20 protein-coding genes and 1 pseudogene are annotated in these 24,573 nt (G+C 63.7%); 18 read left to right on the top strand and 3 right to left on the bottom strand.

Translation table 11 applies throughout. The annotated features are described in order from the left end of the window. Nucleotides 1-141: 141 nt before the first annotated feature. The 3 genes from ACFQU4_RS10075 (at nt 142) to ACFQU4_RS10065 (ending at nt 3,197) form a co-directional block, all read left to right on the top strand. On the top strand, nt 142-486 hold the full coding sequence (locus ACFQU4_RS10075) for an Lsr2 family protein (RefSeq protein WP_377490562.1): 345 nt from the start codon (nt 142-144) through the stop codon (nt 484-486). 1,177 nt (nt 487-1,663) lie between these two features. Further along, entirely contained in the window at nt 1,664-2,371 is a 708-nt protein-coding gene (locus ACFQU4_RS10070; protein ID WP_377490435.1) for a hypothetical protein, read from the top strand. Between the two features lie 349 nt (nt 2,372-2,720). Then, entirely contained in the window at nt 2,721-3,197 is a 477-nt protein-coding gene (locus tag ACFQU4_RS10065; protein ID WP_377490432.1) for an ImmA/IrrE family metallo-endopeptidase, read from the top strand. 135 nt (nt 3,198-3,332) lie between these two features. Here the strand turns inward: ACFQU4_RS10065 and ACFQU4_RS10060 are convergent, their stop codons facing one another. The 3 genes and pseudogenes from ACFQU4_RS10060 to ACFQU4_RS10050 form a co-directional block, all read right to left on the bottom strand. Continuing rightward, nucleotides 3,333-4,382, bottom strand: coding sequence for a lanthionine synthetase LanC family protein (locus ACFQU4_RS10060; protein ID WP_377490559.1), 1,050 nt, complete (start codon nt 4,380-4,382; stop codon nt 3,333-3,335). Between the two features lie 112 nt (nt 4,383-4,494). Next, nucleotides 4,495-6,417 carry a thiopeptide-type bacteriocin biosynthesis protein gene (locus ACFQU4_RS10055; RefSeq protein WP_377490556.1) on the bottom strand — a complete coding sequence of 641 codons (1,923 nt, stop codon included), beginning with the start codon at nt 6,415-6,417 and terminating at the stop codon, nt 4,495-4,497. A 180-nt stretch (nt 6,418-6,597) separates the two neighbouring features. Further along, nucleotides 6,598-7,185, bottom strand: a pseudogene (locus tag ACFQU4_RS10050) (lantibiotic dehydratase); the annotation flags it as partial. Nucleotides 7,186-8,079: 894 nt separating this feature from the next. Between ACFQU4_RS10050 and murJ the strand changes: the two are divergent. From murJ to ACFQU4_RS09975, 15 genes are all read left to right on the top strand, one after another. Beyond that, nucleotides 8,080-9,951, top strand: a complete 1,872-nt coding sequence (gene murJ / locus ACFQU4_RS10045) for a murein biosynthesis integral membrane protein MurJ (protein ID WP_377490429.1) — start codon at nt 8,080-8,082, stop codon at nt 9,949-9,951. A gap of 1,455 nt (nt 9,952-11,406) precedes the next feature. Further along, nucleotides 11,407-12,297: a bifunctional DNA primase/polymerase gene (locus ACFQU4_RS10040; protein ID WP_377490426.1), complete on the top strand. Its 891-nt coding sequence runs from the start codon at nt 11,407-11,409 to the stop codon at nt 12,295-12,297. Next, nucleotides 12,294-13,004, top strand: a complete 711-nt coding sequence (locus tag ACFQU4_RS10035) for a DUF2637 domain-containing protein (RefSeq protein ID WP_377490423.1) — start codon at nt 12,294-12,296, stop codon at nt 13,002-13,004. The genes ACFQU4_RS10040 and ACFQU4_RS10035 overlap by 4 nt, the downstream gene beginning before the upstream one ends. A gap of 77 nt (nt 13,005-13,081) precedes the next feature. Further along, nucleotides 13,082-13,435, top strand: coding sequence for a hypothetical protein (locus tag ACFQU4_RS10030; protein WP_377490420.1), 354 nt, complete (start codon nt 13,082-13,084; stop codon nt 13,433-13,435). Nucleotides 13,436-13,451: 16 nt separating this feature from the next. Next, the gene (locus ACFQU4_RS10025; RefSeq protein WP_377490417.1) at nt 13,452-14,387 is read left to right on the top strand and encodes a hypothetical protein; all 936 of its coding nucleotides are present in this window, start codon (nt 13,452-13,454) and stop codon (nt 14,385-14,387) included. Continuing rightward, nucleotides 14,384-15,445, top strand: a complete 1,062-nt coding sequence (locus ACFQU4_RS10020; RefSeq protein WP_377490414.1) for a ParB N-terminal domain-containing protein — start codon at nt 14,384-14,386, stop codon at nt 15,443-15,445. Before ACFQU4_RS10025 ends, ACFQU4_RS10020 begins: the two co-directional genes overlap by 4 nt. Before the next feature lie 140 nt (nt 15,446-15,585). Next, nucleotides 15,586-16,194 carry a hypothetical protein gene (locus ACFQU4_RS10015; protein WP_377490411.1) on the top strand — a complete coding sequence of 203 codons (609 nt, stop codon included), beginning with the start codon at nt 15,586-15,588 and terminating at the stop codon, nt 16,192-16,194. Between the two features lie 8 nt (nt 16,195-16,202). Next, entirely contained in the window at nt 16,203-17,810 is a 1,608-nt protein-coding gene (locus ACFQU4_RS10010) for a M23 family metallopeptidase (protein WP_377490408.1), read from the top strand. Between the two features lie 154 nt (nt 17,811-17,964). After that, entirely contained in the window at nt 17,965-18,231 is a 267-nt protein-coding gene (locus ACFQU4_RS10005; RefSeq protein WP_377490405.1) for a DUF6112 family protein, read from the top strand. Nucleotides 18,232-18,356: 125 nt separating this feature from the next. Then, nucleotides 18,357-18,668: a DUF6112 family protein gene (locus ACFQU4_RS10000; protein WP_377490554.1), complete on the top strand. Its 312-nt coding sequence runs from the start codon at nt 18,357-18,359 to the stop codon at nt 18,666-18,668. A 51-nt stretch (nt 18,669-18,719) separates the two neighbouring features. Then, nucleotides 18,720-20,297, top strand: coding sequence for a conjugal transfer protein TrbL (locus ACFQU4_RS09995; RefSeq protein WP_377490402.1), 1,578 nt, complete (start codon nt 18,720-18,722; stop codon nt 20,295-20,297). Continuing rightward, the gene (locus ACFQU4_RS09990) at nt 20,294-21,763 is read left to right on the top strand and encodes an SCO6880 family protein (protein ID WP_377490399.1); all 1,470 of its coding nucleotides are present in this window, start codon (nt 20,294-20,296) and stop codon (nt 21,761-21,763) included. Before ACFQU4_RS09995 ends, ACFQU4_RS09990 begins: the two co-directional genes overlap by 4 nt. Before the next feature lie 78 nt (nt 21,764-21,841). Next, nucleotides 21,842-22,609, top strand: coding sequence for a hypothetical protein (locus tag ACFQU4_RS09985; protein ID WP_377490396.1), 768 nt, complete (start codon nt 21,842-21,844; stop codon nt 22,607-22,609). Next, the gene (locus ACFQU4_RS09980) at nt 22,606-24,117 is read left to right on the top strand and encodes an ATP-binding protein (RefSeq protein WP_377490393.1); all 1,512 of its coding nucleotides are present in this window, start codon (nt 22,606-22,608) and stop codon (nt 24,115-24,117) included. Before ACFQU4_RS09985 ends, ACFQU4_RS09980 begins: the two co-directional genes overlap by 4 nt. Further along, nucleotides 24,114-24,560, top strand: a complete 447-nt coding sequence (locus ACFQU4_RS09975; protein WP_377490390.1) for a hypothetical protein — start codon at nt 24,114-24,116, stop codon at nt 24,558-24,560. Before ACFQU4_RS09980 ends, ACFQU4_RS09975 begins: the two co-directional genes overlap by 4 nt. Nucleotides 24,561-24,573 lie beyond the last annotated feature (13 nt).

The raw sequence follows: 24,573 nt of genomic DNA, 5'->3' as shown, positions 1-24,573 counted from the left end.
CCGAGGACTCGATTGTCGCTCCAACAGAGCGGCCTTCGCAATGTCACACCGAACGGAGGACAGACGTTGATGTGAATAGGTCGAATTAGTGACCGCAAGGCGATACCGTATCCTGTCGAAGACACTGGCGAAAGGAAGATGATGGCACAAAAGGTCTACACCGTGTTCGAGGACGACCTGGATGGCAAGCCGATCAAGGACGGGCAAGGCGGCACGTTCTCCATGTCGCTCGATGGCGTTGAGTACGAAATCGATATATCCAACAAGAACAAGGAAGCACTCGACAAGGCCCTCGCTCCGTACCTTCGGGCGGCACGCCGTGTTGGTGGTCGCCGGCGGCGCTTGGCTGGCGGAACCGGTCCGGCACGTGTGGATCCCAGTCAGACGCGGGCCATTCGTGAGTGGGCGGCCGAGAACGGCTACGAGGTCTCTTCCCGCGGGCGGATCCCGGCAGACGTGATGGAGGCCTACAACGCTGCCGTCTAGCCCATTGATACTACTCGATTCGTCCGAGTTCATCGGCCAACCGTCAGTTTGCGGCAGGAACTATACTGCACCGCGAACTGACGGTTAGACGACACCACAGCAGACAGCAGGGCGCCAACTCGCAACAGCTTCGAGTCGGATGGCGAATCCGACTCCGCTGTCTGAATCACCAAATCGGTTCGTGAGGTCTATACCTGGGACCGGTTCGAGCAGCCTCGTCAATGAGTGTCACTGGTCCCGCGATGATACGTTCGCCCGCTGCATCCGTTCATCACTCGGTAATCAGTGGCATGTAGCCTGACATTCCCCCGCATCAGGCGGGTACAGGCAACCAGCCATGAGTGAATCCGTGCGCGCTCGTACGGGAGGCGACCATCGACCGCTCGCTGGATCCATTGATGTCCAAGCAGCACGTGCCCACTGCGGCGATGCTTGCAATGCTTCGTACACGCGTTCGCAGCTGATCTGTCGTTGCAGTCTCATAGAGTTCCGCTTCCCAGTGTCTGGGCGAGTCTCTCCCCGAGACTCTGTAAATTGTTCGAGGCTGTCGTCGACCCAGTTCGCGCAGTCCTGACCTTGTCCATATGCGACCGGACGAACTTTGCTCGTCCACCCTGAGCAGCAGGGTTCCCAGTCGCGGAGTTGCACGGCCGACGCCCGCGATGAAGGCAGAGCTTGTATCGACGAGTCACTGAACGCCGTGTGACGCTCCAGCGCATCGACGCGGGGAGTCCGGGCACGGGCTCTTGCCTGAACTTGCCGGCCCGGTCGATCTACGCGCGACTGACGTGGTGGCGAGCTGTGTCATCGGCCACACCTTGAACGCGGCGTCTGGCCGACGCAGCAACAAAGGATCGGTTTCCCGAACCAAATGTGCCGGCCTTGCGGCGCTAGCCGACTGTGATCGTGTCGGCGACCAGCTTTCGACGAACGCTCGCACAGACATGCCTAGGGATCCTCTTTTATCCTTCTGCTGCACGTGCGGTAGCGAGTCTCATGCGGACCGACATCGTCGTGCGGTAGCGAGTCTGATGCGGTCCGACATCGTCGCGGAAATGTTCATGCTCAAGGCGGGTCCCTGAGTCCAGTGTCCTCTTCCATCGCCCGGGTCCGGGTCCTGGTCGGGTGTGTGCACCTCTCCCACATGAGCGACTCCAGAGCTGAACCAGCAGCGTCTATGAAGATTGGCTCATTGCTGGTCTCTCTTCGCTACGACGGCGAATTCAGGTCACGCAGTGGCGAGAGAAGGCAGAGATACGCCTATCGGATCGAGGACCTTGAGAATCCCGACTTCGGGATCCATATATCGAGTGATCTTATGTCGGCCGCGCATGCTGATGTGGATCTTGTCGATGCGTTGCGCACTCTTACGTCGTTCCTGGCGGCCGCGGGAGAGGCGTACTCCTACACGCTGCGATTGCCCGGCAGCGAACCGGATAACCTGCATCTCTTTCCGCTCTGGGTCGCCGAGTCCGCCTACCTCAACGCTGACGAGATGGCAATCTTCCACGCAGACGCGGCCGATGCAGTGAACAGGACGGCACGCTGGATCAGCATCGTCTTTCTACAAGGGCCCGAAGTCGAGGAGGCCCTGGAGCTTCTCAACAAGCAGGGTCCGAACGCGCTTGTCGTGTGTCTAGCGAAACAAGACTTCGGCGAGGAGACCACTCGTTCGGCGGTTCGCTGCGGGCATGTTTACGAGAGACTGCCGTCGAGCGACGGCTACCACCTTCACCACCAGGAACCGTACGCACTGATCTACAACCCGGACTTGCGTCACGTCGGCTTGTTGCGACAGATCGAGCACCTGGCGCGCCAGAGTCCTTCACCGGACCGAATCTCACAGCGACCAGGGCGGTCGGCCGCGCTGCCCCGGAGCTTGTAGCCCCAGGCCCGCCATCGCCGCGCGGGTGTCATGCCGGCCCGTCCTTGTAGGCGCGGTTCGATGCCTACCAAGGATCAGCTTCGTGCGGCTGGCCAGGCGAAGCTTGAGGCACTTCAGGAGCGGCTGTCGGTTGCCGTCGCGGAGTTGACCACGAGTGAGGACTGGCGCCGGGCCATGGCGTTCGCCGCCCAGTTCCGAACCCGCTCGTTCAACAACACCCTGCTGATCTGCTTCAGCATGGTGCCGCGTACAAGGCGGGGCTCGTGCCGGAACCGGGCCAACGCTCGTGGCGGGGTCCAGGCAGTGGCAGGCCCATGGCCGGCAGGTGATGAAGGGGCAGCCTGGGTACATGATTCAGGCGCCCGTCACGGCACGCTTCGCAAGCGCGACTAAAGGTGATCGTTCGTCCTGGCGGCATCTGGCCCGCGGCGAGCAGCCTCGACCGGGTGAGGTGACGCGGGTCAGGATGGTTGGTGTCAGGCCGGCGCACGTGTGGGACGTTTCGCAAACTTCCGGCGAGCCGCTGCCTGCTCTGCCACGGCCGATGCTGTTGAAAGGTGCCGCCCCGCCGGGTCTCTGGGATGGCTTGGCACGCCTCGTTCGCGATGCTGGCTTCAGGCTCGGGCTCGTGCCGCACTCTGAACTCGCCGGCGGTGCCAACGGGGTGTCACGATTCGATGATCGCGTCGTAGCGGTGCGCCAAGAAATGGATCCCGCCGCCCAGGTGAAGACGCTGGCGCACGAGTTGGCGCATGTCATGCTGCATGGTCTGATCCGGAGAGAGGACTTCCACATGCTGCCCGCCAACGCTCGCCCCCCCGCATAAGGCAATGGCTCCAGCAGCATTCCAGGATGACATAGGTTTCAGTCCGGTTGATGAACCCGAGCATTACCTAGACACGAGGAAGGATCTAGGCATTGGACTTCGACATAGTTCGAAAAGTGTTGGGGTTCGCCCATTCTAGTATATCGAGGCCGTTGGCAAAAATAGACTGGTTGGACCACACGATTTGCAGTCGATTCTCTGGGCTACAGCCGCGAGTCCAATAGCAGTGCCAAGTTCCCCTACAAGCAATCCGTCCTTACGCTCTGACAGGCCATCTACTTCCATCCGTCTACCCAACTCAAATAGCACATGACTTTGAATGGAATCAAGGTCCATTGTCGATATGAGGCCATGCTGAAAGAGAGCCGCGACGACAAGCAATATGCCCGGAAGGCCGTGACACAATCCGTGGGTGTCTACCATCCATCGATCTGGCGGCACCAGCGAATAGGACCTCAATAGTTCCTTCGCAATGACAAGCGCGTCCTCCCGTCCGAAATGTGCAAGCGCCCACGAAGTGCCAGCGTTCCCGTAACACCATCCCATCCGGTCCCGATTACCAAGGGGCGAATCCTCGACCAACCAGGGCTGAGCAACCAGGGCACCGTCCAAGTACACCATGCCCCTACGAATCTGATCGAACTTGGCAAGTTGGCGCTCGCCCTCTAGGCCCGCCGAGACAAGGAGCACACCTGCGACACCGTGCGCAAGTCCGAGATCAACGTATCCCGCGCCGAGCCGGGGCTCACGCCACTTGATTTCGGGAGTCACATCGGAGGCTTGTACACGGCATATCGACGCAGACCTCTCGATCAAATTGCGCACAACCCCCAAGGCTTCGGTGCGCCCCAAGTGCAGCAATCCGACACACGTGCCTACCGCACCAGAAATTAGGTCTGCATCAGCGGTCGACAGCTCGGGACTGCCGACAGAGAGGTTCCGACAATCCCGCACGAACATGTCGAACGCGTAGTCGCACATTCGGCCAGAGATGCGGTCGGAGACCAGACCCATGTTGGTCAACTGCCGAGCAGCGATTGCGAACATGGTAGCCCCCCCGAACAATGCGTTCCGACGAAACGCACGCTGCTCAAGTCCTGCGCGAAACAGTGTCTGCGCTTGCCTCCTCCATCGATTGTTGCCTGCAATCGTTCCCATTGCTGCAAGTCCCATCGCATATCCCACTGGGCCAAGGTCATCAGGCGCATACAGGTCAACGTCGCCGCTGTCAATCCTCGCACTCACTCGATCCGTTAGGATTGCAGCAAGGTCGAACACACCGCCCTCATTCAAAAGCTTACGTGCCTTCACAATGTCTCACCTCCCTTCTCAAGACCGTCTCAACCGCATATAGCGTTATGTATTCCTGAAACCGAGATAACCCCATGCGATTGCAGAACATGTGCAGCACTGACTGCCGGGAACCATCTGACAACGACAGCGATTCTAGGGGTCGAATGGAGAGTTCGGAAATCAAATCGGCGATCTCATGCACAGGTTCCGATTCAAGGGAGTACGGGTTCGAGTAGCTTGGCAGGGCAAGGCGGTCAATTATGCGGCGAGCTTGTTTCTGTGAAACCTTCGTCAGATGTTCTCCCGCACGACTCTTTCGAATCGTAGCAATTGTGCGCAGCGCCGACTCGGCGCCACCTAGCACGTTTACCTTTTTCAGGTACGACACTACAATTGCGGCAGCCAATTCCACGTTGCGTGAATCAAATTCATCTGATGTCGGCCAGCAGAGCTTCGGCGCAACTGAAGCTAGTACAGCGGATTCCGAACAAAATAGGTGTTCAAGACGCTCGAGCTCAAGTTCTCCTCCGTAGCGATCAATCTCCCGAACGTAATCCCGCAGTTCGTAGGCATGAACTAGTCCAGCTTTCTCCTTTGCGCGCAAAAATCGGGCGACACCGGCTGGCACATCAGCTGCAGATCGCGCCCGCACACGTAGCTGTGAAGTGCCTGGTTCTTCGCGGTACCTAACGAAGAACCACTCAGCCTTTGACAGTAGGGTCGAGAGCTCATATAGAATCGAGTTCTGGAGCAGCGTCGGCAGTGAAACACACCAGTACCACCAACCGTCGCCCGGATGCGAAACGCCCGACCGCCACGGTGCCACGTCCGTCAAGGGCTTGATCTTGAGGTTCTCACAGCGAGTCCGACGGACCATCGAGACTACTATTTCGCTGTGATGTGGGCGCCCATTTGCATCAACGACCACATCTGGCTGTTCGAGGGCTTCATACACAGTCGCCACTTTCGCCCTTGCCAACAGTTCCCTGTGAGGTTCGGCCGCCAGGTCCAAGAGTAGTTGCTTGTCTGCGTGCCCTGCACGTACAAATCGTGGGATCTTCTCGGCGACCCGCCACCCGTAAACCCGGTCAGCAGTGTCTGCTCCTGGAGGCAGGCGGTATTGGGCCGCCGATACACAAGTCCCGCGATAGTGGACACTGGGCAGCGATTTGAGGGAACCGAACTCTCCCCAAGTCCATGTTGGATTTCGGACGCCAGCATCAGATATGTCAAGTAGTAAGCGTCCGTGTGGTGGGTACCACTGTCTATTTAGCGCACTGGTTGCCCTGACGAGGAGCAGTCTTCCGTTGTACCTCAAGTATGGCCTATTCGTGCCCTCGTCGATTCCAATTGATATTTCTGCTGGCCGCACCTGATATTCATCCTCGAGCTGCGGCCACGCGCACATTGTGATTTCGCGATCGAGAACCTGGGCTGAACCGGCAACGTTCCATACGTCAGTTGTCGTACCGAGGGAGTTCAGCTCAGCATGAGTTGCGGCACTCGTGTCATCGTTGCCGTAGCCGACTACCTCCAATGAAAGTTGGCGCAGCGATGCGAACCTCCCGGCGAGTCGCCCACCGTTCGCTAGAATAGTTGTGCATGCCAAGTTGCACGCACCACCAGAGTTCTCTGGTCTCATGATCAAGTCGTATGACGGCGCCCATTCATGATCGAGGAGTTCCGGCAGAGCCGATAAGAGCTCATCGTCAACCTCGACGGGATCATTGCCGTTACCAGATCGTCGGATCAATTCGAGCCGAAAGTTTCGGTGGTCGTCTGCGAGCATGGACGGTGCCATGTGCGCTGCATAGGCACGTTCGATTCTTCCTGCCGGAATGCTCATCAGGTCAATTTCGCGACCACCTGATTCCTCCAGAGCCCGCTCAAGGAATCCCTGAAGCAGGAATGGGGTGGTTGGTGCCATCAGGAGGCACCCGTGAAGCAATTCAGTCATTTCTGTGTTGGACGGGATGCTAATGGTTCCATCTGCGGTACCGGAGACGTCTACATGCATTTGTCGCCCATTAGCGATTTGGTCGACCCCATCTCGGATTTCCTGACGACTTCTGACAGGTTCGTTTATTCGACTCTTTGACGGCACCGTGGAGGGCACAAGGATCCCGTGGGATACCAACGTGTGTACGAACTCCGACAGCCTGTGCGGCCGAGTGGTTCTCGCGGAGAGCCTGGACAATAATTCCTGAACCGGGATTGGTGCACGGGCAATCTCTAGAACCGCCGCAATTGCGGGCGTGGCGCGAATTGCGGTTCGCCGACTGGCGCGCGACTCCGATCCGGCCGCTGTGCGCGCGACGACTTCGATGTGATCGTCGCGTATCAGCAGCATCGAATTGACTACAACTGATACATTTCCTGACGATAGCTTGTCAAGCTCGCCATTGACGGAATACCATTTGCCACCAAGAGCACGGTGGACCTCGGGACTGTGGATCGCGACTAGCTCCTGGCGAGCTAGTCCGTGTCGTATTTCGACGGGCGCTACAATAGCCCACCTCCCGCTCGGTGTCGCGCGCGTCGATCCTCGAATCAAGTATCGCCGTAGCGATTGTTCGACACTTCGATATTCCTTGGGTGGGAGTTCCTTCGTCGCCATAGATGAGAGCACGTTGGCAAGTTCGGGCGCACTGTGCCCGATGGCCTCGGACACTTGATGGTCACCACCCGCCCACATCAAGACATCGGGTGACGCGGTGCGCTCAAATACCTCTTTTGGCAAGGCGGCGACGCGTAGCATCGCAGTCGGCCAGGCGTGGTATGCGCTAGCCTCGACGTCCCGACTCGTGGACGGGTGGTGATCCTGTTGCAAGACGTTGAAGGCTAGCAGCTCACTCCACTTGCCGTGCACACTGCCGACGGGCAAGCAAGTGTGTACAAACATCCTTCGGTGAATCCCGCAGTCAGGTCGAGCGCAGGTTCGTTCGGCTGATCGAAGATCAGATCCAAGTCGAGATCGTCGAGCATCTCGACCGATCCCTCTACGAGCGATGCAGTCACCATGTACTTTCTCCCTATTACTTGGTTGGCCCGCCTGGGTATTCACTGATACCTAGGCGGTTGACGCCGGCGTCCTTTGGTGCGTCACCCGGTCTCGACCGGCACAGTGGCCAGACAACCACCTGCGGCGTTACTAGAGTGTCAAGGCTTTTCTTTACCTTCTGTTTATCCGAAGCCTTGGTTCTGCTGGTGTGACTTGGCGGCGGCTCGGCAGCCGCACCTTCACGATTCGGGGGCGTTGGGTGGCGGTTGATTTCCTGTATTAACATGCGTCAAGTTGGAAACTGCTAGCAGGTACGCGGTTGAATCTGACTGTCAGCAGTTGAGAGGAGTCGTTCGTGGCGATGACGGTGGAGCCGGAGTCTCGAAATTGCGCGGGATCAGTCGAAGCGTCGCGGGCTCGCGTCCCGAAGTCCCCGCACAATAGAGGATCTGGAGCAGATGCTGGGTGGCACCACGGTCGGTCGGGAGTCGATCTGAGTTCCTCCCCTGCCGCGCGGTACGGTGCCGAATATCACGAGCTTTGCGTCGTCTTGTTCGGTCGGGTTCCGACTGTTCGTAGGAACAGCGGGTGAACGCAGATCGAAGAGTCCCGACGCCTGCCGCACGTCCTGCGGTTAGGGCTCCAAACGATTCGCCCAAGAGGTCTGGGGGCGGATCTCGGGTTGCGTCGGAGTCTGTGTTGATGGCGGCTGGGACGGCTGTGTCCCGGATGCTCGGCTTCGGCCGGTTCGCGTTGCTGGTGGCGCTGTTCGGCAACGCCACCCGGCAGGCCGATATGTTCAACTACGCCAACACGGTGCCGAACAGCATGTACATGCTGTTGGCCGGCGGCATCCTGAACACGGTCCTGGTGCCGCAGATCGTCCGGGCGATCAAGCACGACCCGGACGGCGGCGACGCGTACACGAACCGGATCATGACCCTCGGCATCATTGTTCTTGCGCTAGTTACTGTCGTGCTGACTCTCGCGACTCCGGTTGTTGTGTGGATCTATACGCCTGATGCGTGGCATTCTGCTGGGTTGTCGCGCAGTTTCGACTCGACGGTGCGGCTGGCGTACTACTGCATGCCGCAGATCTTCTTCTACGGCATCTACGTGCTGGCCGGTCAGGTGCTCAACGCGCGGGACCGGTTCGGCCCGATGATGTGGTCGCCGATCGCCAACAACATCATCTCGATCGGTGTCCTGGCCGTCTTCTTCGTCGTCTTCGGCAGCGGCGACGGGACCAGCGCGTTCACCAGCCAGCAGGAGATGCTGCTCGGTTTCGGCTCCACGCTGGGCATCGTCGCCCAGGCGATCGTGCTGCTGCCGTACCTGAAGGCGGCCGGGTACCAGTTCCGGCCGCGGTTCGACTTCAAGGGGACCGGGCTCGGCCGGACGGTCCGGCTGGCCAAGTGGACCCTCGGCTTCGTACTGGTCAACCAGGCGGCGCTGGTGGTGATCCAGAAGGTGGCCGGCGGCGCGACCACGAGCGGCACCGGTGGCGGTCTGACCGTCTATTCGTACGCCTACGCCGCCTATCAACTGCCACACTCGCTGATCGCGGTGTCGCTGGCCACCGCGATGCTGCCCTCGGCGTCCCGGCTGGTCGCGGCCGGTGACCTGGCCGGCGTCCGCGACGAGACGCTCGGCACGATGCGGCTGCTGCTCACCGCGATGGTGCCGGCGGCGGTCGCGTTCTTCTCCCTCGGCGTGCCCCTGGCCGAATTCGTGTTCGGCTTCGGCAAGGGCACCACCGACGCCTACCTGACCGGCTGGACCCTGATGGCGTTCGCGTTCGGGCTGGTCCCGTTCAGCCTGCACTACCTCTGCCTGCGGACCTTCTACGCCCTCGAGGACAACAAGACGGCGTTCCTGATCCAGATCGCGATCGGCGCCGCCAACGCCTCGCTCGCGGTGCTGATCGTGCTGCTGCTGAACTCGCCGGCCACCACCGCGGTCGGGTTGGCGGTCGCGCACGTCGTCGCGTACACGATCGGGCTCGCGCTCGCGATCAACGTCCTGACACTACGGCTACCCGGAATGCCAACTCGTCTCCTGGCCTGTCACGGAGTGAAACTCTTGCTCGCAGCCGCACCGGCCGGCGCCGCCGCCTACGGCATCACTCTCGCATTCCAACAATTTTGGTCCCCAGCAAAGTCTCTGCAACTACTCGCGCTGGCCGTCGCCAGCCTCACAGGCATCCTGATCTTCCTCGTGCTAGCACGGGTCCTCAAAATATCCGAAGTTGCCCAGATCCTCGCCTTCCTCCTGCGCCGCCGCCGGCAGCCGGTCCCTGCGTTTATCCAAGATGAAGCCAACATCCAGACCGTGATCATTCCCCTGCACAAACTCCACGAAAGGGATTTCCTCAACACCCAATCTGACCGATCTCGCCAAGCAGCATCCGACCATTCCTCACGACCAAGGAGTCAGCGGGAGCGAGGCTCCAACGGATGACCAGCGGTGTTGAGCCAGGTGCAGTACGAACCGGTGCCGTCGATCCCGACATTCGCAACCTCGCCAAGACCTGCTAGGAACTCCAGCCCTGCGCGGAAACCGGACCTGACCGGCGGCGGCCCGCAGTCCTCAAACTCACGACCCCAACGAATCGATCCCCGCCACATGGACGGTGTCAGCATGGGCATCGATCCCGCCAAAGGTCGTGCCAAGAGCTAGCACTCGGGTCAGGGCTCGCGCAACCTGAACAACTAGCTCCGCTCACTGGCCGCGAGCTGGCCACAGGCTGCGTCGATCGCCTGCCTCGCGTATCGCATACAGTCACCGGCACGCCCCGCTTCTCCAGTCGACGAACGAACTCCGCCTCGTCCTCAAGTCTGGATGCATCCCACCTGCTGGGTGCACCTTTAACCGGGTTGAGTGGCCTAGACACAGTTGGCACCCATCAGGGCATCGGTGAAGTCGAGGCCGAGTCGGTTGCGCTCATGGTTGGTGCTGCGCATGGATTGGACACGTCCAGCTACACGATCCCGTACGTGTCAAGTTGGGCCTCCTCCGTTGACGGGAAGTCGCCGGCCGAGGTCATCCAGGCAGTCGGCGAGCGAGTTCGTGCTACCGCGGTGCGGATCCTGGACTCGCTCTCGACGACTCAGATCGCCTCGGGCGTGCCCCCTGGCACGCGAGGCGATCGGATCCAACCCGGAGACGTCAGTCCGAAGTTCGACCTCGGCAGACACGCGGCGCATCGACCTCTGACGCGCTTAGAGCGCTCGGCACCGGTTGGGCCGCAGTTCACAACTTCGCATGGCAACGGTGACGCACTATGACGCATAATCCCGCGCACTCCGGTCCATTCGATGCGAACTGCCATCACCTAGTTCCGGATCGATAACGGAAGTGTTGTCCGACACTCTCGCATTGTTGTCCGTGAATGCTGAGATGTTGACCCAAACAGAAATAGTCGCCTCAGTTATCCACAGATACTCCCTTTCGCTGTCGCGTTTCGCGTAAGTCTAGAACACACTCGGAGACCGAAGTTGATGGCACAAAGTCAGTCATTCAGTATGTGAGGGATCTGGGGTGTCGAACTATTTCGACAGCGCGCGGGACGTGGGCTTGGCTCAGGTGAGGAGCATTGGAACGGGCCGGTCGGCCGCCCTGCGCCATATCGCCGTATGGTCGGGACCCTCGTCGCACAAGGCCTCCCTTCGCACGATGACGAGCCGTCGACGTCACCTGGCCTTGTGGGGTCAATGGTCCGTACCTCCCGGTCGTAACGCCTCTGTATGTGGCGTCCGGGAGGGAGCTTTCGGTGGACACGAGAACCGCGAACTCTGCGAGGCATGCAACGCATCTTCGCGTCCAACTGTCTGGCGCATTGGCCACGCACCACACCTTGGGCTCGGCGATAGTTCGGGGTCTGTGATGGCTGCCCGTGGTGCGTTCTCATCGAGCTTGATCGAGATCGCTGAAGGGCAGCTGCCTTTGTCGGCCGCAGCGCGGGCGTTCGCGCATGCCGGGGTTCCGGTGTTTCCGTGCGAGCCCTCGGGAAAGCGTCCGATCACGAAGCACGGGTTTCGTGATGCGACCGCGGATGTCGGTCAGGTCGATCGGTGGTGGCGTCGGAGCCCGGAGGCGAATGTGGGGATCCCGACAGGAGCTGCGTCCGGTGCGGTGGTGGTTGACGTCGACGTGCACGGCCAGGTCGACGGGTTCGCCTCGATCAATCGCGTCGCGAGCGCCGGATTGACCGATGGCTGGGAGGTGTTGGTGCGGACTCCGTCGGGCGGGCTGCATGCCGTCTATCCGTCCGTGCCCGGCTGTGCGCAGCGCTCGTGGCAGGCGGCGCGGGCCGGGGTCGATTTCCGCGGCGACGGCGGCTATGTCGTGGTGCCGCCATCGCACGTCCTGATCTCAGGGCGGCGAGCCTCGTATCGGGTCGAATCAGTCAATCCAGGTCCGGCACACCGCGTGGATTCGGATGCGTTGCGGAATCTTCTTGATCCGCGCCCAACCGATCTGGACCGGGTACGAGAGACGCGTGGGGAGCCGGATCTGTCGCGGCTCGCGTCGTGGGTGGCTTCTCGCCCGGTAGGCGAACGCAATCGGGGGTTGTTCTGGGCGGCGTGCCGCCTCGCCGAGAATGATGTGCCGCCACCGGTAGCTCTGGATGTCCTGGCCGTCGCGGCAGGGCGGGCCGGGCTGCAAGCGAGCGAGATCACGGCGACGGTGAAGTCGGCCTATCGGTCCGTGCGTGGATCCGCCTCTCGGTGCGGATCGTCGGCAGGGTCGCGGGACGGTGTCGGACGGTCCGCCTCGGTGTCGAGGTTCCTGGGGCAGCCATGATCACGGAGCAGGCTCGGCGTTGGTCAGTGGCGACAGCGGTCGCGGGGACCGTGTTCATCGCTGCGGGCGCGTTCTGGCTGAGTTTCACAGCGCTCCGTGATCTGGCGAGCCGGTCAGGGATCGATCCCGGCCAGGCGTGGGCCTGGCCGCTCATTGTGGACGGGATCATCGTGACCGCGACCGTTGCGGTGGTCGCCCTCGCCGGACACCGCAGCGTCTGGTACCCATGGACTCTCCTCGCCGGAGGCGCTGCGGTCTCGGTGACGGCCAATGCCCTTCACGCTGTCGTGGCCTCCGATGGCACTGTCCCCCGCGTGCTCGCGGCGGCGGTCGCCTCAGTCCCTCCAGTCGTCCTACTGGCCATCACGCACCTGACGGTGATCCTGACACGAGCAAGCCGCCGTCCCGACGAAGGCCCGGCCACCAGCCGCCGGGCCAGTAGCGCTGTAGAGCCCGCCGTCGAACCGTCGAGGCCGCAGCCCCCATCGAGGATCGGCCATCGTGGCGTAGTCCCATCGGCAGGCGTCAGTTCAGCCGCCCGCCGGAACCAGGCCGCTTCCCTGCGTGATCAAGGTTGGTCAAACAAGGCCATTGCCACCGAACTGTCGGTGCACCCGTCAACCGTCGGTCGCTGGTTCGCCGATTCTGCAGGTTCCACGCCGATCACCCAAACGCATCTCGACAAGGGCGTTGAGGCGCAGCCATGACCCAACCTCACGTACGCACCGACGGCTGGCCAGCGATGCTCAAGTCGCCCCGTGGAGTGCTGTGCGCACCTCCTGGCATGAGACAAGATGACATCGAGTTCCTCAAGCGAGAAGTCGCCGAAGAGCCGGAATCGATCAACGACATTATCGGCCGCGAGCCCCGACGAGCGCAGGCTGCTGACCATGCCGCGGTCAGCGGTCGCACGGTTCAGTGGGTCCGCGCCGGTGATCTCCTCTCCCGGGCGGCGGGCGAAATCGCCAGCCGAGGACTCGACCACGGCACGGAGCTCAGTCGGCGGCTGCAGGCGCTCCCGGTGACGAGGGTTCGTTCGGTCGCCGATCGGGTCCGCCGCCTGCCGCCCTTGTCCGCGTTCGGCCGCCTAGCCCAGGATCGGTCCGGCCTGACTCAGTCCTCCCTCGCGCGGGACTAGGACGGGACGGCGAGCCATGGAAACCCTGACCACAACCGGCCCACGCCACGACGGTGAATCTGCCAGCAAGAAGCGGTCGATCCCGAACGGTCCGTCCGCCACCCGGTCAGTCGGCCCGTGCAGACCCAAGACCTTCACCAGCAGTGAAGGCTTGCGTGCTCTCTTGACGCGGCTCCACGAGGCCGGCCCGAAGGGTTGGAAGCAAGACCCGATCGCCGCCGAGTTGATGGAGTTCGTGGCGAACAAGTATGCGTCGCTGGCACGTAAACACGGGCTGGACCCGTGGGAGGCGGCGAGTGCGGCGTTCGATGTGATGCGGACGAAAGCAGCCCGGTGCGCGAACGACCCCTGGGCCGTGATCACCCACGCCGTTCGGATCACGTGTATCGCCGAGGAACGGGCGCAGGGCCTGTTGTGCTCGACCCATCAGGCTCGCCGCCCTCAAGTGTCGGCCTTCCATGACGCGGAGCGTTTCGGGGACCGGGCCAATCCCTTGATCGATTACCACCCGGCGTTCCGCGTGAACCATGATCACGACGAAGCCGACGAACCCCCGGCCAACACCGACATCGCCATCCCCGCCGAAGCGGCGATCAATGAGGCGATCAGCCTCTTCACGGTCCTGGGCTGGCCAGCCGAAACGGCCCGTGCCGCCGTGGAGCACGTGGCGGTCGCTCTGGCCCGGTCCGGTAACCGCCACTCCGCCTATGAGACGTTGCGGCGGGACAAGCACGCCCGCGCGATCCTCGATCTGTCCGCCGGCTCCTGGGCCGCCGTGCTGAAGACACTGTTGGGGCACCCACACCCGGCGTATGCGTCGACCAGCGCGGGACGTGGTGTGTTGCTGAGGTTGATCATCGGCGAGTCGCTTCCGTTGCTGCTACGTGATGATGATCTTGTCCTCACCGTGTCGCTGTCTGCCCCAGGCCCGAGCGGGAGCCGATCGCTATGACGGGGCGTGCTGGTCACATCGAGCTGGAGCGGGCCCTCGATTCGATCAGGGTCGGGCACAGGCACCGCACCGATATGGGCGATCTGGAGGCGTTGGCCGCCTCGATCGAACGGGACGGTCTCCTGCAGCCGCCGACGATCACACCGGACGGATTGCTCGTGTGCGGGGCCCGGAGGCTCGCAGCGATCCGACAGCTCGGGTGGCGCACCGTGAACGTCTGGGTGCGATCTGGGCTATCGGATCGGCTCGGCCAGCTCATGGCCGAGCAGGACGACAACAACCTGCACAAGCCCCTCACCCAACGCGAAGCCGCCGCCCTCTACCGCGAGCTCAAACAAGTCCTGACAGAGGACGCCGCTCGACGCCAGGCCGCGACCCGGTTCAGCACCCACCACCAGCCGGGAACCGACGGTTCTGCCACCGTGGCATCACCGTCGGAGCCGAAGCCTGGCGCGGTGCGACGTCAAGCCGCACAGCTGGTGACCGGCCGCAACGCCTACACGAGTCTGGAACGCATCAGCGAACTCGAACACCTCGCCGCCGACGCCGCTCAACCTGTTTCGGTCCGCGAGCAGGCCCGGGCCGAACTCAAGGCGATCGATGCTGGCGGATCGATTACCGCGGCCCATCAACGCGTTCGCACCGCGCTCGTTCTCGCCGACCTTGAACGGGTGATCGCCGATCCGACTACCCCGCGAGCAGAGCGTGAGGCGGCGCAGCGGGAGGCCGCGACCATCCGCTCAGCAAGCCCTGAACGAGCCGAAGACTTGCACCGGCTCGCTGCCGAAGCCGTCGCTCGCGTCAAGGCGTCCAAGTCCCCCCGCCGCGGAGTCCGGATCACCCGCAGCGCGGTTGTCAAGGAAGCCGTCCCGACGCGCTACCCGGTCCGGGCGTTCCTCCTGACCTGGACCGAACTCGACGCCTGGTGGAACCACTACGAGCCCGCCGAACTCGCCACCGCCCTGACCGACGACCAACTCGAGGCCTTCCTGAGCACCGTCGAAGGCACCCGACAGTTCGCCGAACAACTCCAAGCCGCCCGCGCTCAGGCCGGCTGAACACAGGCCGGCTGGAGATCGTTCACCTCCGGCGGCACTGCGCTGCGTGCCGCGACGCGTACCTCACGATCATGAACGCCTCACCACAACCTGACGGCCGCGTCCGACGAATCCTCCTGGCCGCCATCGCAGCTGGTGTGGTGTTGATCGTCCTGATCGGAGTCGGTACGTACGGAATCATCGCCGGACCCGCCGATGACCCGGCCTCGGATGACCCCGAGATCGGGCCGAGCCCACTCCGCAGCACGTCCACGTCACCGGAACCACCGCCCGATCCGTCGACGATTTCCGATCCGGAACAGTTCGCGGCACGGGTCGCCCGGCAATTGTTCAGCTGGGACACGACATCGGGCCTTGGCCCGCTCGACTACGCGGCCATGATCTTGACGGTCGCCGATCCGGCCGGCGACGAACAGGCCGGCCTCGCCGCCGATGTCGCGAACTACCTGCCTCCGCAGCCCGCCTGGATCGAGCTCCGCCGGTACGCCACCCGGCAATGGCTCACCATCGACCGACCCTCCATACCTCGCTCCTGGACCGACGCAGTCCAACAGGCCAAGCCCGGATCCTTGAGCGCCGGCACCACAGCGATCACGATCGACGGCTTCCGCCATCGCGCAGGGATCTGGAACACCCAGGACGTGACCAGCACTCGCAAGGTCGCATTCACGATCTTCGTCGTCTGCCCTCCCGCCGACGTGAGCTGCCGACTTCTCCGGCTCTCCAAGCCCGACGCCCCACTCCGCTGAGACCTGTCATGTTCAAGAAGCTTCTCTTCGGTGTGCTGCTCGGCACCATCATGGTCGGACCGATCGTCATCGCGGTCGGGATCGGAGCGCTGCTCAATCCGCCCACGCTCACCGGTTGCCGATCATCCGCTCCCCCAGGCATTGCCGTGGGCGACGTACCCAACGAGCTCACAGTCACCACGGCATCAGGTGGGGCCATAGTCCTCAACCAGCGGCAGATCGCTCACGCGGTCACCATCATCAGGATCGGCAGCCAGACCGCTGGCGTGACCCGGGATGCTGTCCAGATTGCCCTGATGGCAGCGCCGACCGAGTCGAATCTCAAGCAACTCGCCAACACCGCCGCGTATCCAGAGTCCGGCGCCTATGCCCACGACGGCAACGCCCATGATCACGACTCCCTGGGGCTCTTCCAAATGCGACCACAGACCGGGTGGGGTACCGTCGCGCAGCTCATGGACCCCACCTATCAGGCCCGCGCCTTCTACGGCGGGCCCGAAGGCCCCAACCAAGGCTCGCCCAGAGGACTACTCGACATCCCAGACTGGGCGAACCTGAGCAAGGGCGAAGCCGCGCAGGCCGTCGAGGTCTCCGCCTACCCCGACCGTTACGGCAACTTCGAACCGGCCGCCCAAACGCTCCTCGACACCCTGTCCCCCGCCCAGCTGCACACCAAGAGACCGGCGTTGAGCCGCAGCCGCGTGGTCTTTCCACTACCGGAAGGCAGCTGGCTGGTGACCGACACCTTCGGGCCGCGGACCAACCCGGTCACCGGAGCCAAGTCCTTCCACACCGGCCTCGATCTTGGGGCCGAGGAAGGGACCCCGATCCTGGCCGCCGCGGACGGCGTCGTCACTGCCGTCGAGCGATCAAGGATCTACGGCGGACTCGTCATTATCGAGCACCAGATCAACGGCCGGCCGGTCGCGACGGCCTACGCCCACATGTGGAAAGACGGGATCCACGTCCACGTCGGGGACAGGGTGATCGGAGGGCAACACGTTGGTGATGTGGGCAGCGCCGGTCAATCCACCGGACCTCACCTGCACTTCGAAGTCCGACCCGGCGGCGCCCGGGGACGTCCCATCGATCCAGTCACGTGGCTCGGCGACCAAGAGTCGGCGCACCTGCAGGGTCCGATCGTGGGGGCACTGGCCGACTGTCAGGCCAAGTCTGGCGCGGCTCCGGAGCCGGTCTCGGGTGATCCGAACCGGCTCGTCGATGATCCGACCAGCAGCGGACTGATCACCGCACGGACTCTGCATCTCTACGAACAAGCCCGCAAACTGTTCCCTGACACCTCTTGGGCCTGCTATTCACCGCGTCCCGGTAGCAAGTCAGAGCATCCGCTCGGTCGTGCCTGCGACATCACCTTCGGCAACCAGATTGGAACCAGACCCGCACCAGGGCAGCTCGATGCCGGTTGGCAGCTCACGACCTGGCTGAAGGAGAACGCCCAACACCTCGGTGTGGCGTACCTGATCTGGCAAGGCAAAATCTGGTCGCAGGCCCGCAACGCCGAAGGCTGGCGCGACTACAACGGAGGCGGCATGCACGACCCCCACGACATCACGGGCGGCCACTACGACCACCTCCACGTGACCGTCAATCCATGATCCCGCCCACGCCCGAACGCGCGACATCGTCGGGCAACCACTGAACAAGATCAACACGCCGGCGCGATCCTGTCCGCCGAACTCGGGGTGCGGGGGCGGTGCACCTTGTTGGCATGATGGTTGATCATGCAGCGCCTACTCGGGGACGGGTCTGATGGGCGTCTATCCCGACTTCGATGGCTTGGCCGGTATCGGTGAACTCGGCGACGTTGCCGGTGCGCTCCTCACGACCGTCTTGATCATGGCTGTCCTCATGATCATCGTTTCGGCGGTCATCTGGGCACTAGCCGCGGCTCGCGGCAACTCCACTGCGGCCGCCAAGTGGCAAGTCGGCATGTGGGTCGCTGTTGTCGCCGCCGGCCTGGCTGGCGGAGCCGTGGCCTGGATGAACTTCCTGATCAACCTCGGCTCCCACCTCTGACGCCCCTACAGGGCTCGCTCGACCGTCACTAGCCCCGATCACGGACGCGCACCTGGTTGGCGTCCCTCTTCCGATCGCTCCCCTCACGCGGGGAGTGCGTCCTTCAGGAGCCGCACGTGTTCACTCTGATCATCACCTCATTCGTCGCATGGTTCTTGGTGCCACTGGACGTCAATATCAAGCCGAACGACAAAGGTCTGCCCGGCATCGCCCAGCTCAACACCATCGTGGGCGCGGTCATGACAGTCGGGCTGATCCTCAGCGTCTTGGCGTTGATCATCTCCGCAATCGTGTGGGGGCTCGGCGCGAACAGCAGTAACCCCCACATGGCGGGACGAGGCAAGACCGGCGTCCTTGTCTCCTGTGGCGCCGCGGTGATCTGCGGAGCCTCGGTCGCCTTGATCAACTTCTTCTGGAACGTCGGCCAATCCGTCTAACCGGGGCGCTCCCGAAAGGCAAGCTAACCCATGGGTGTCTGCGATATTCCCGTGATCTCGGCGGTCTGCGAGCAGACCGACCACACGGCCTCCGACCTGGCCGCGGCACCGTTCGAGTGGGTCGCGACCGCGATGGGTGAGGCGGCCGCGTGGATGTACGAGTCGGTCTGGTCAGTCTTCGACACGACCACGCTGGTCGACGTGACCAGCCCCGGCTACGTGGCCGTGTACAACCTCCTGTTCGGCGTCGCCGTCTTCATCATGATGATCTTCTTCTGCCTCCAGCTGCTCACCGGGCTCGTCCGCCGCGACCCGACGGCCCTCACCCGCGCAGCGCTCGGGCTGGCCAGAGCGGTCCTGGGCACCTTCGTCGTACTCACCCTCACCGCGCTGTTGTTGGAGACCGTTGATCAACTCTGCATCGGGATTGTCCAGGCCGCCGGAGAGACCATGGAAACCCTGGGTGACAAGATCACGCTCCTCGTGACTGGGCTCGCCGGGCTCAACGCCGCCGCATCCACAGCCGGACCGATCATCACAATCTTCCTGGCCGGTCTGGCCATCGCCGGCGCGGCGATCGTGTGGCTGTCGCTTCTGATCCGGAAGTCCCTGCTCCTGGTCGCGATCGTGTTCGCTCCACTAGCGTTCGCCGGTACGGTCTGGGACGCAACCAAGGGATGGGTCAGCAAATGGGCCATGTTCGTAATCGCCCTGATCGTCAGCAAACTCGTCCTTGTCGTCATGCTCCTGGTCGCCGTCGCCCAGGTCGCGCCCCCGATCGAAGCCGACCTCGCCTCGATCAGCGACCCGCTAGCCGGAATCGTGCTGATGCTGCTCGCCTGCTTCGCCCCCTACCTGACCTACAAGTTCATCTCCTTCATCGGCTTCGACACCTATCACGCGATCAGCTCCGAGCAGGAAGCCAAGACCGCCCTCAACCGCCCCGTCCCCATCCCGCAGAACCAAAGCCCCCAGACGGTCCTCGGCCAAGCCACCCGCAGCCAAGGGCCCAGCGGAGATCCGGGCAGCCGCGCGGGTCAGCCAGGCCCAGGTCCAACCGCAAATCCGGGACAAAGCGGAGCGGGAGGAGGTGCAGGCGGGCCGGCTGGCGGGAACACCGGAACCGGCGCCGCTACCACTGGTGGCACGAGTGGAACTGCCGCGGCCGGTGGCACCGGCGCCACCGCTGCGGCAGGCCCGGCAGCAGCTGCAGCCATTGCCGGGGCGAACCTCGCCAAGCGCGCCGCGACCGCCGGTCCACGCGCCGGCACGGCCATCGGCACGGCAGCGACCGGACACTCAGACGCCACAACTCCAACCCCGGAGTCCCAGCCCAACACAGACTCGAGGACCCCCGATTCGTCTGTTCCAGCTACAGCTTCGCCATCACCCAACCCGTCACCCGCTGATCGCCGAACCGCCTCACCGCCGGACGTTGCAGCGACGGACCACTCGGCGGCCGACCGGTCGGCAACGGGCCGGAGCGAGGAAGCAGTTCGCTCGACGCAGGCTCCATCGCCACCTCCAGCCACGCCACCGGCTCCGCGGGTCGTCGACCCAATCGCGGCCTCGGCCGAATCTCCGCAGCCGAACGACCCGGCGGCTCCCGACAGGACTGATCAACGATGACGACCTCGCAAGATCAACTTCGTGACGCCGTTGGTCCCAGGCCAGTGAAGTTCTCGCGTTTGTCGCGTCGAGGTGTCTTGTTGGGGTTGTCGATCTCGCGCCTATCAGTGCTGAGCCTCGGCGGACTGGCGCTGGTGGGTGCGTTGTACGCAGGTGGCGGCATGCTGATCATCTACACCGCACCGCTCTCGCTCCTGTCAGCCGCCCTAGCCTGCGTACCGATCGCCGGCCGGACCGCCATCGACTGGGTCCCGGTCGCAGCCCAGTGGGTCTCACGGCTCATGCATGATCAACTTCGCTACCGTCGCAAAATCGTTCGCCCACGGCCGGCTGGGACGCTCGCGCTGCCTGGCGAGGTGTCACGGCTGCGTGAGTATACGGATCCCGACACCGGCGCCGTCATGGTGCATGATCCGCACGAAGGCACTCTCACCGTGATCTTGGAGGTGTCGCATCCGGCGTTCGTGCTGCTCGATCCTGGTGATCAGGAGCGCCGGATCGCAGCGTGGGGCCGGGTACTGGCCACGGTCTGTCGATCAGGCCGGATCGCGGCCGTGCAGGTGCTGGAACGGACGCTCCCGGACTCTGGTTCCGGGCTGGCGGAGTGGTGGATCCGGCACGGCGTTCAGGACGGCTCCTGGCCCGCCGAGCTCTACGCGGACCTGATCGAGCGCGCCGGCCCGGCCGGAGAGCGGCACGCCACGACCCTGTCACTGAGCCTGGACCTGCACGCCTGCGCGCGTCAGATCCGTACGGCGGGCCGCGGCCTCCGCGGAGCCTCGGGCGTGCTCCGCCAGGAAATGACCACGCTGGTCGCCGCGCTGCGCGCTGCGGACCTCACTCCCTCGAATTGGTACACGGCCGGACAACTCGCGGTCCTCCTGCGCGGCGCATACGATCCGGCGATCGCGCCCGCATTGGAACGTCACCGCGGGCTCGGCCAAGAACTCGCCACTGCGGGACCGGTAGCCGTCGTCGAGTCCTGGGATCGTCTGCGGACGGACTCGGCCTTCCATGCCGTCCTCTGGATATCGGAGTGGCCACGGTCGTTGGTATATCCGGGGTTCCTGGCACCAATCTTGTTGTCCAGCGGAGTCCAGCGCTCGTTCTCGCTGCTCTGCACTCCGCTGCGAACCGACCAAGCGGCACGAGACATCCGGAAGAAGAAGGTCGAACACCTCTCCGACGCCGCGCAACGAGCCAAGATCGGACAGGTTGACGATGCCGCCCAAACAGCCGAGCTCGGTGATGTCTTGCAGCAGGAAGCCGACCTGACCGCGGGCCACGGCATCCTCCGCTACACCGGACTCATCTCCGTTTCTGCTCCGACCAGTGATCAGCTCGACGTCGCCGTGGCCGCGATCGAGCAAGCCGCCATCCAAGCTTCCTGTGAAACCCGCCGCCTGGTCGGGCAACAGGCCCAAGCGTTCAACGCCGCCGCCCTACCGCTATGCCGCAAGCTCTGACCGCTCCGCGTGCTCAGGACATAGCGGCGCACCTCCTTGACAGCCCGTCCCTCGTAGTTGATCAAGGAAGAGGCTGTCATGCCGACGTTCGACGACCCCGGATCCGACGCCCGCGAAGCACGCGAAGCGCTGCACGCGCTCGCTCACGCCACCCGCAGCCTGGCCGACCCGAGTGGCATGTACACCGTCCTGGGGGACCTGGTTGGCGGATTGCGGGCATTGCGGCAGGTGCTCGATCAGCTCGCTGCAGCGCACCTGTCGCACCAGACACAGGCCGGTGACCATGCCGAACCGCGTACCAAGGCGGCAGCCAACGTCCTGGCCGTGGCAGACAGCCTCCACCAGGCCGGCGGCCTGATCGACCAAAGCCAGGCAGTGCTCGACGAGGTGGTTCAACGGGCAAGCCGGATCGCCGGGCGCCCTGCAGCAGCCGAAGCCGCGCAGACCGATCAAGTGCAGCGGTGGGTGTCGGTGGTGTTCCTCCACGGTGAGGAAGCCGACGAGATCCTGGACCGGATCAACCGGGACGGCGACGCCGCCACCATCGATTACCTGACCGCCTGGGATTACGGCGACGAAACCACCGACGCCGCGTTGGCGAACGGTCACGTCTATGACTATCCCGAAACATTCGGCAGCGATCGCCAAGCCCGCGTCGGTGACTACGCCCTCACCTACAACTATCTCCACGCCCACGTGGCCCTGTACCGCCGCCACACCATCCGATCCGACGACACGCTCGACGAACGCCGACCCCAGAACGAAGTGGCACCGCCAAGCCCAGCAGCCCCGGCAGGACAGCCAAGTTGCCACGCTCAATCACAGGGCCGAGGGATCACGCTGTGAGCGACGACGAACGGCTCCATGCCGCCGTCCTGATCAGCCCGGCCGGCGAGAGACGTCGCCAGCGCTCACAACGACGCCGCGCAGCCGCGCAGCTTCAAGCAGAACGACGCACCAGCGAGTCAGCGGAAGCCAAAGAGCAGGCGAACCTCGAGCGCGCCGAACGACACGCCACCACCTACCTACCCGCCGCCGGCGAACGGGGCCCGGAGGCATTGCGGACGCCCGGACGGTTCCGGCTGCCGCGGCATCAAGACACCAGCGCGACACTCGCCGCCGCCTACCCTTTCCTAGCCGAGGCAGGGCTGGGATCGGCCGGAGTCTTCGTCGGCCAGGACCTCTACTCGGGCGGATCCTTCGTCTACGACCCCTGGGAGCTCTACCGGCAAGGAACGATCACCGCGCCCAACGTGATCTTGGCCGGCATCGTCGGTAGCGGAAAATCGGCACTCGCGAAATCCCTCTACACACGCTCCCTCGCGTTCGGCTACCGCGTCTACATCCCCGGTGATCCGAAGGGCGAGCACACCGCCGTCGCGCGGGCCGTCGGGGGCCGAGCCATCGAACTCGGCCACGGGCTGCAGAACCGGCTCAACCCGCTCGACGCCGGCTACCGACCCGGCCACCTCACCGACGCCCAATGGGTGACGACCGTCGCGGCACGCCGCCGCGACCTCATCGGTGCCCTCGCCGAAACCGTTCTCAACCGCTCCCTGTCGCCCTTGGAACACACCGCGATCGACACCGCACTCGCCGCCACTGTCCGCTCCGCGACGGTCCCGGTCCTGCCCATGATCGTTGATCATCTCCTCAGCCCGACCCGCGATCCGGATGGCCGGCTGGCCGAGGACGGCCGTCAAGTCGGCCATGCCCTGCGTCGGCTCGTCGCGGGTGACCTCGGCGGGCTGTTCGACGGCCCGTCGACGGTCGCGTTCGATCCGACATTGCCCATGATCACGCTCGACCTGTCCAGGGTCACCGAGAACAGCACCTTGATCAGTGTGTTGATGACCTGCGCGTCGGCGTGGATGGAAGCCGCCCTGCTCGACCCGGCCGGCGGGCGACGTTGGGTCATCTACGACGAGGCCTGGCGGCTCATGTCCCAACCAGCCTTGCTGCGCAGAATGGATGCCCACTGGCGCCTCGCCCGCCACTACGGCATCGCCAACATGCTCGTGTTCCACAAGCTCACCGACCTCGACAACGTCGGCGACCAAGGCTCCGTCAGGCGTGCTCTTGCCGCCAGCCTCCTCGCCAATGCCGAGACTCGCATCATCTACCGCCAGGAACAAGATCAACTCGGCGCCACGACCACCGCGCTCGGTCTCACCCGAACCGAACAAACGCTCCTCCCCGGACTTGGCACCGGCCAAGGACTCTGGCGCATCAAAGACCGCAGCTACGTCGTCCAACATCAACTCCATCCCGACGAACTCGCCCTCTTCGACACCACCGCCCGAATGACCACCACCGAGCAGACCACGGACTCGAGCGAAGGTTCCCGCCCATGAAACCGGGGACGGAGCTGTTGCGCAGTTGGGATCTACCCGTCGTACAGGCGATCGCGGCGATCACAGCCCTACCAGGCGTCCCACCCGATCGCCTTCGCTGGAATGGCTTCTGCTTCCGCGGCCGCGGACCCGGCACGCACATGAACTCGGTCACCCTCTGCGCCTATCTGCCCGGCGCCGCCGGCTTCGTACGCTTCGCTGCGACCGCCGAAGCGTTGATGGTCACCGACCCCCACCGGCGGCATCTGTCCCTCACCGCGCTCGCCGCCATGATCAAACTTCCAGTCGGCACCACCACTCAGGTCGTCGACATCCTGCGTCGCGGCCTCGTCCAGGCCCTCTCCGAATACAACTGCAGTCACGGCGAACCAGTGGCGATAGCCGCGCAGCGATCCCCTGGTCCGGGCGTAGACCGTAACCGCCCTCGAGGGCTCACCGACTAGAACGCACGTCCTG

This window comes from Microlunatus sp. GCM10028923, from assembly GCF_042666975.1.
Classification (GTDB): Bacteria; Actinomycetota; Actinomycetes; order Propionibacteriales; family Propionibacteriaceae; genus Microlunatus.
Note: the sequence above shows the minus strand (reverse complement) of the source record. Positions and strands in the feature narration are given on the sequence as shown.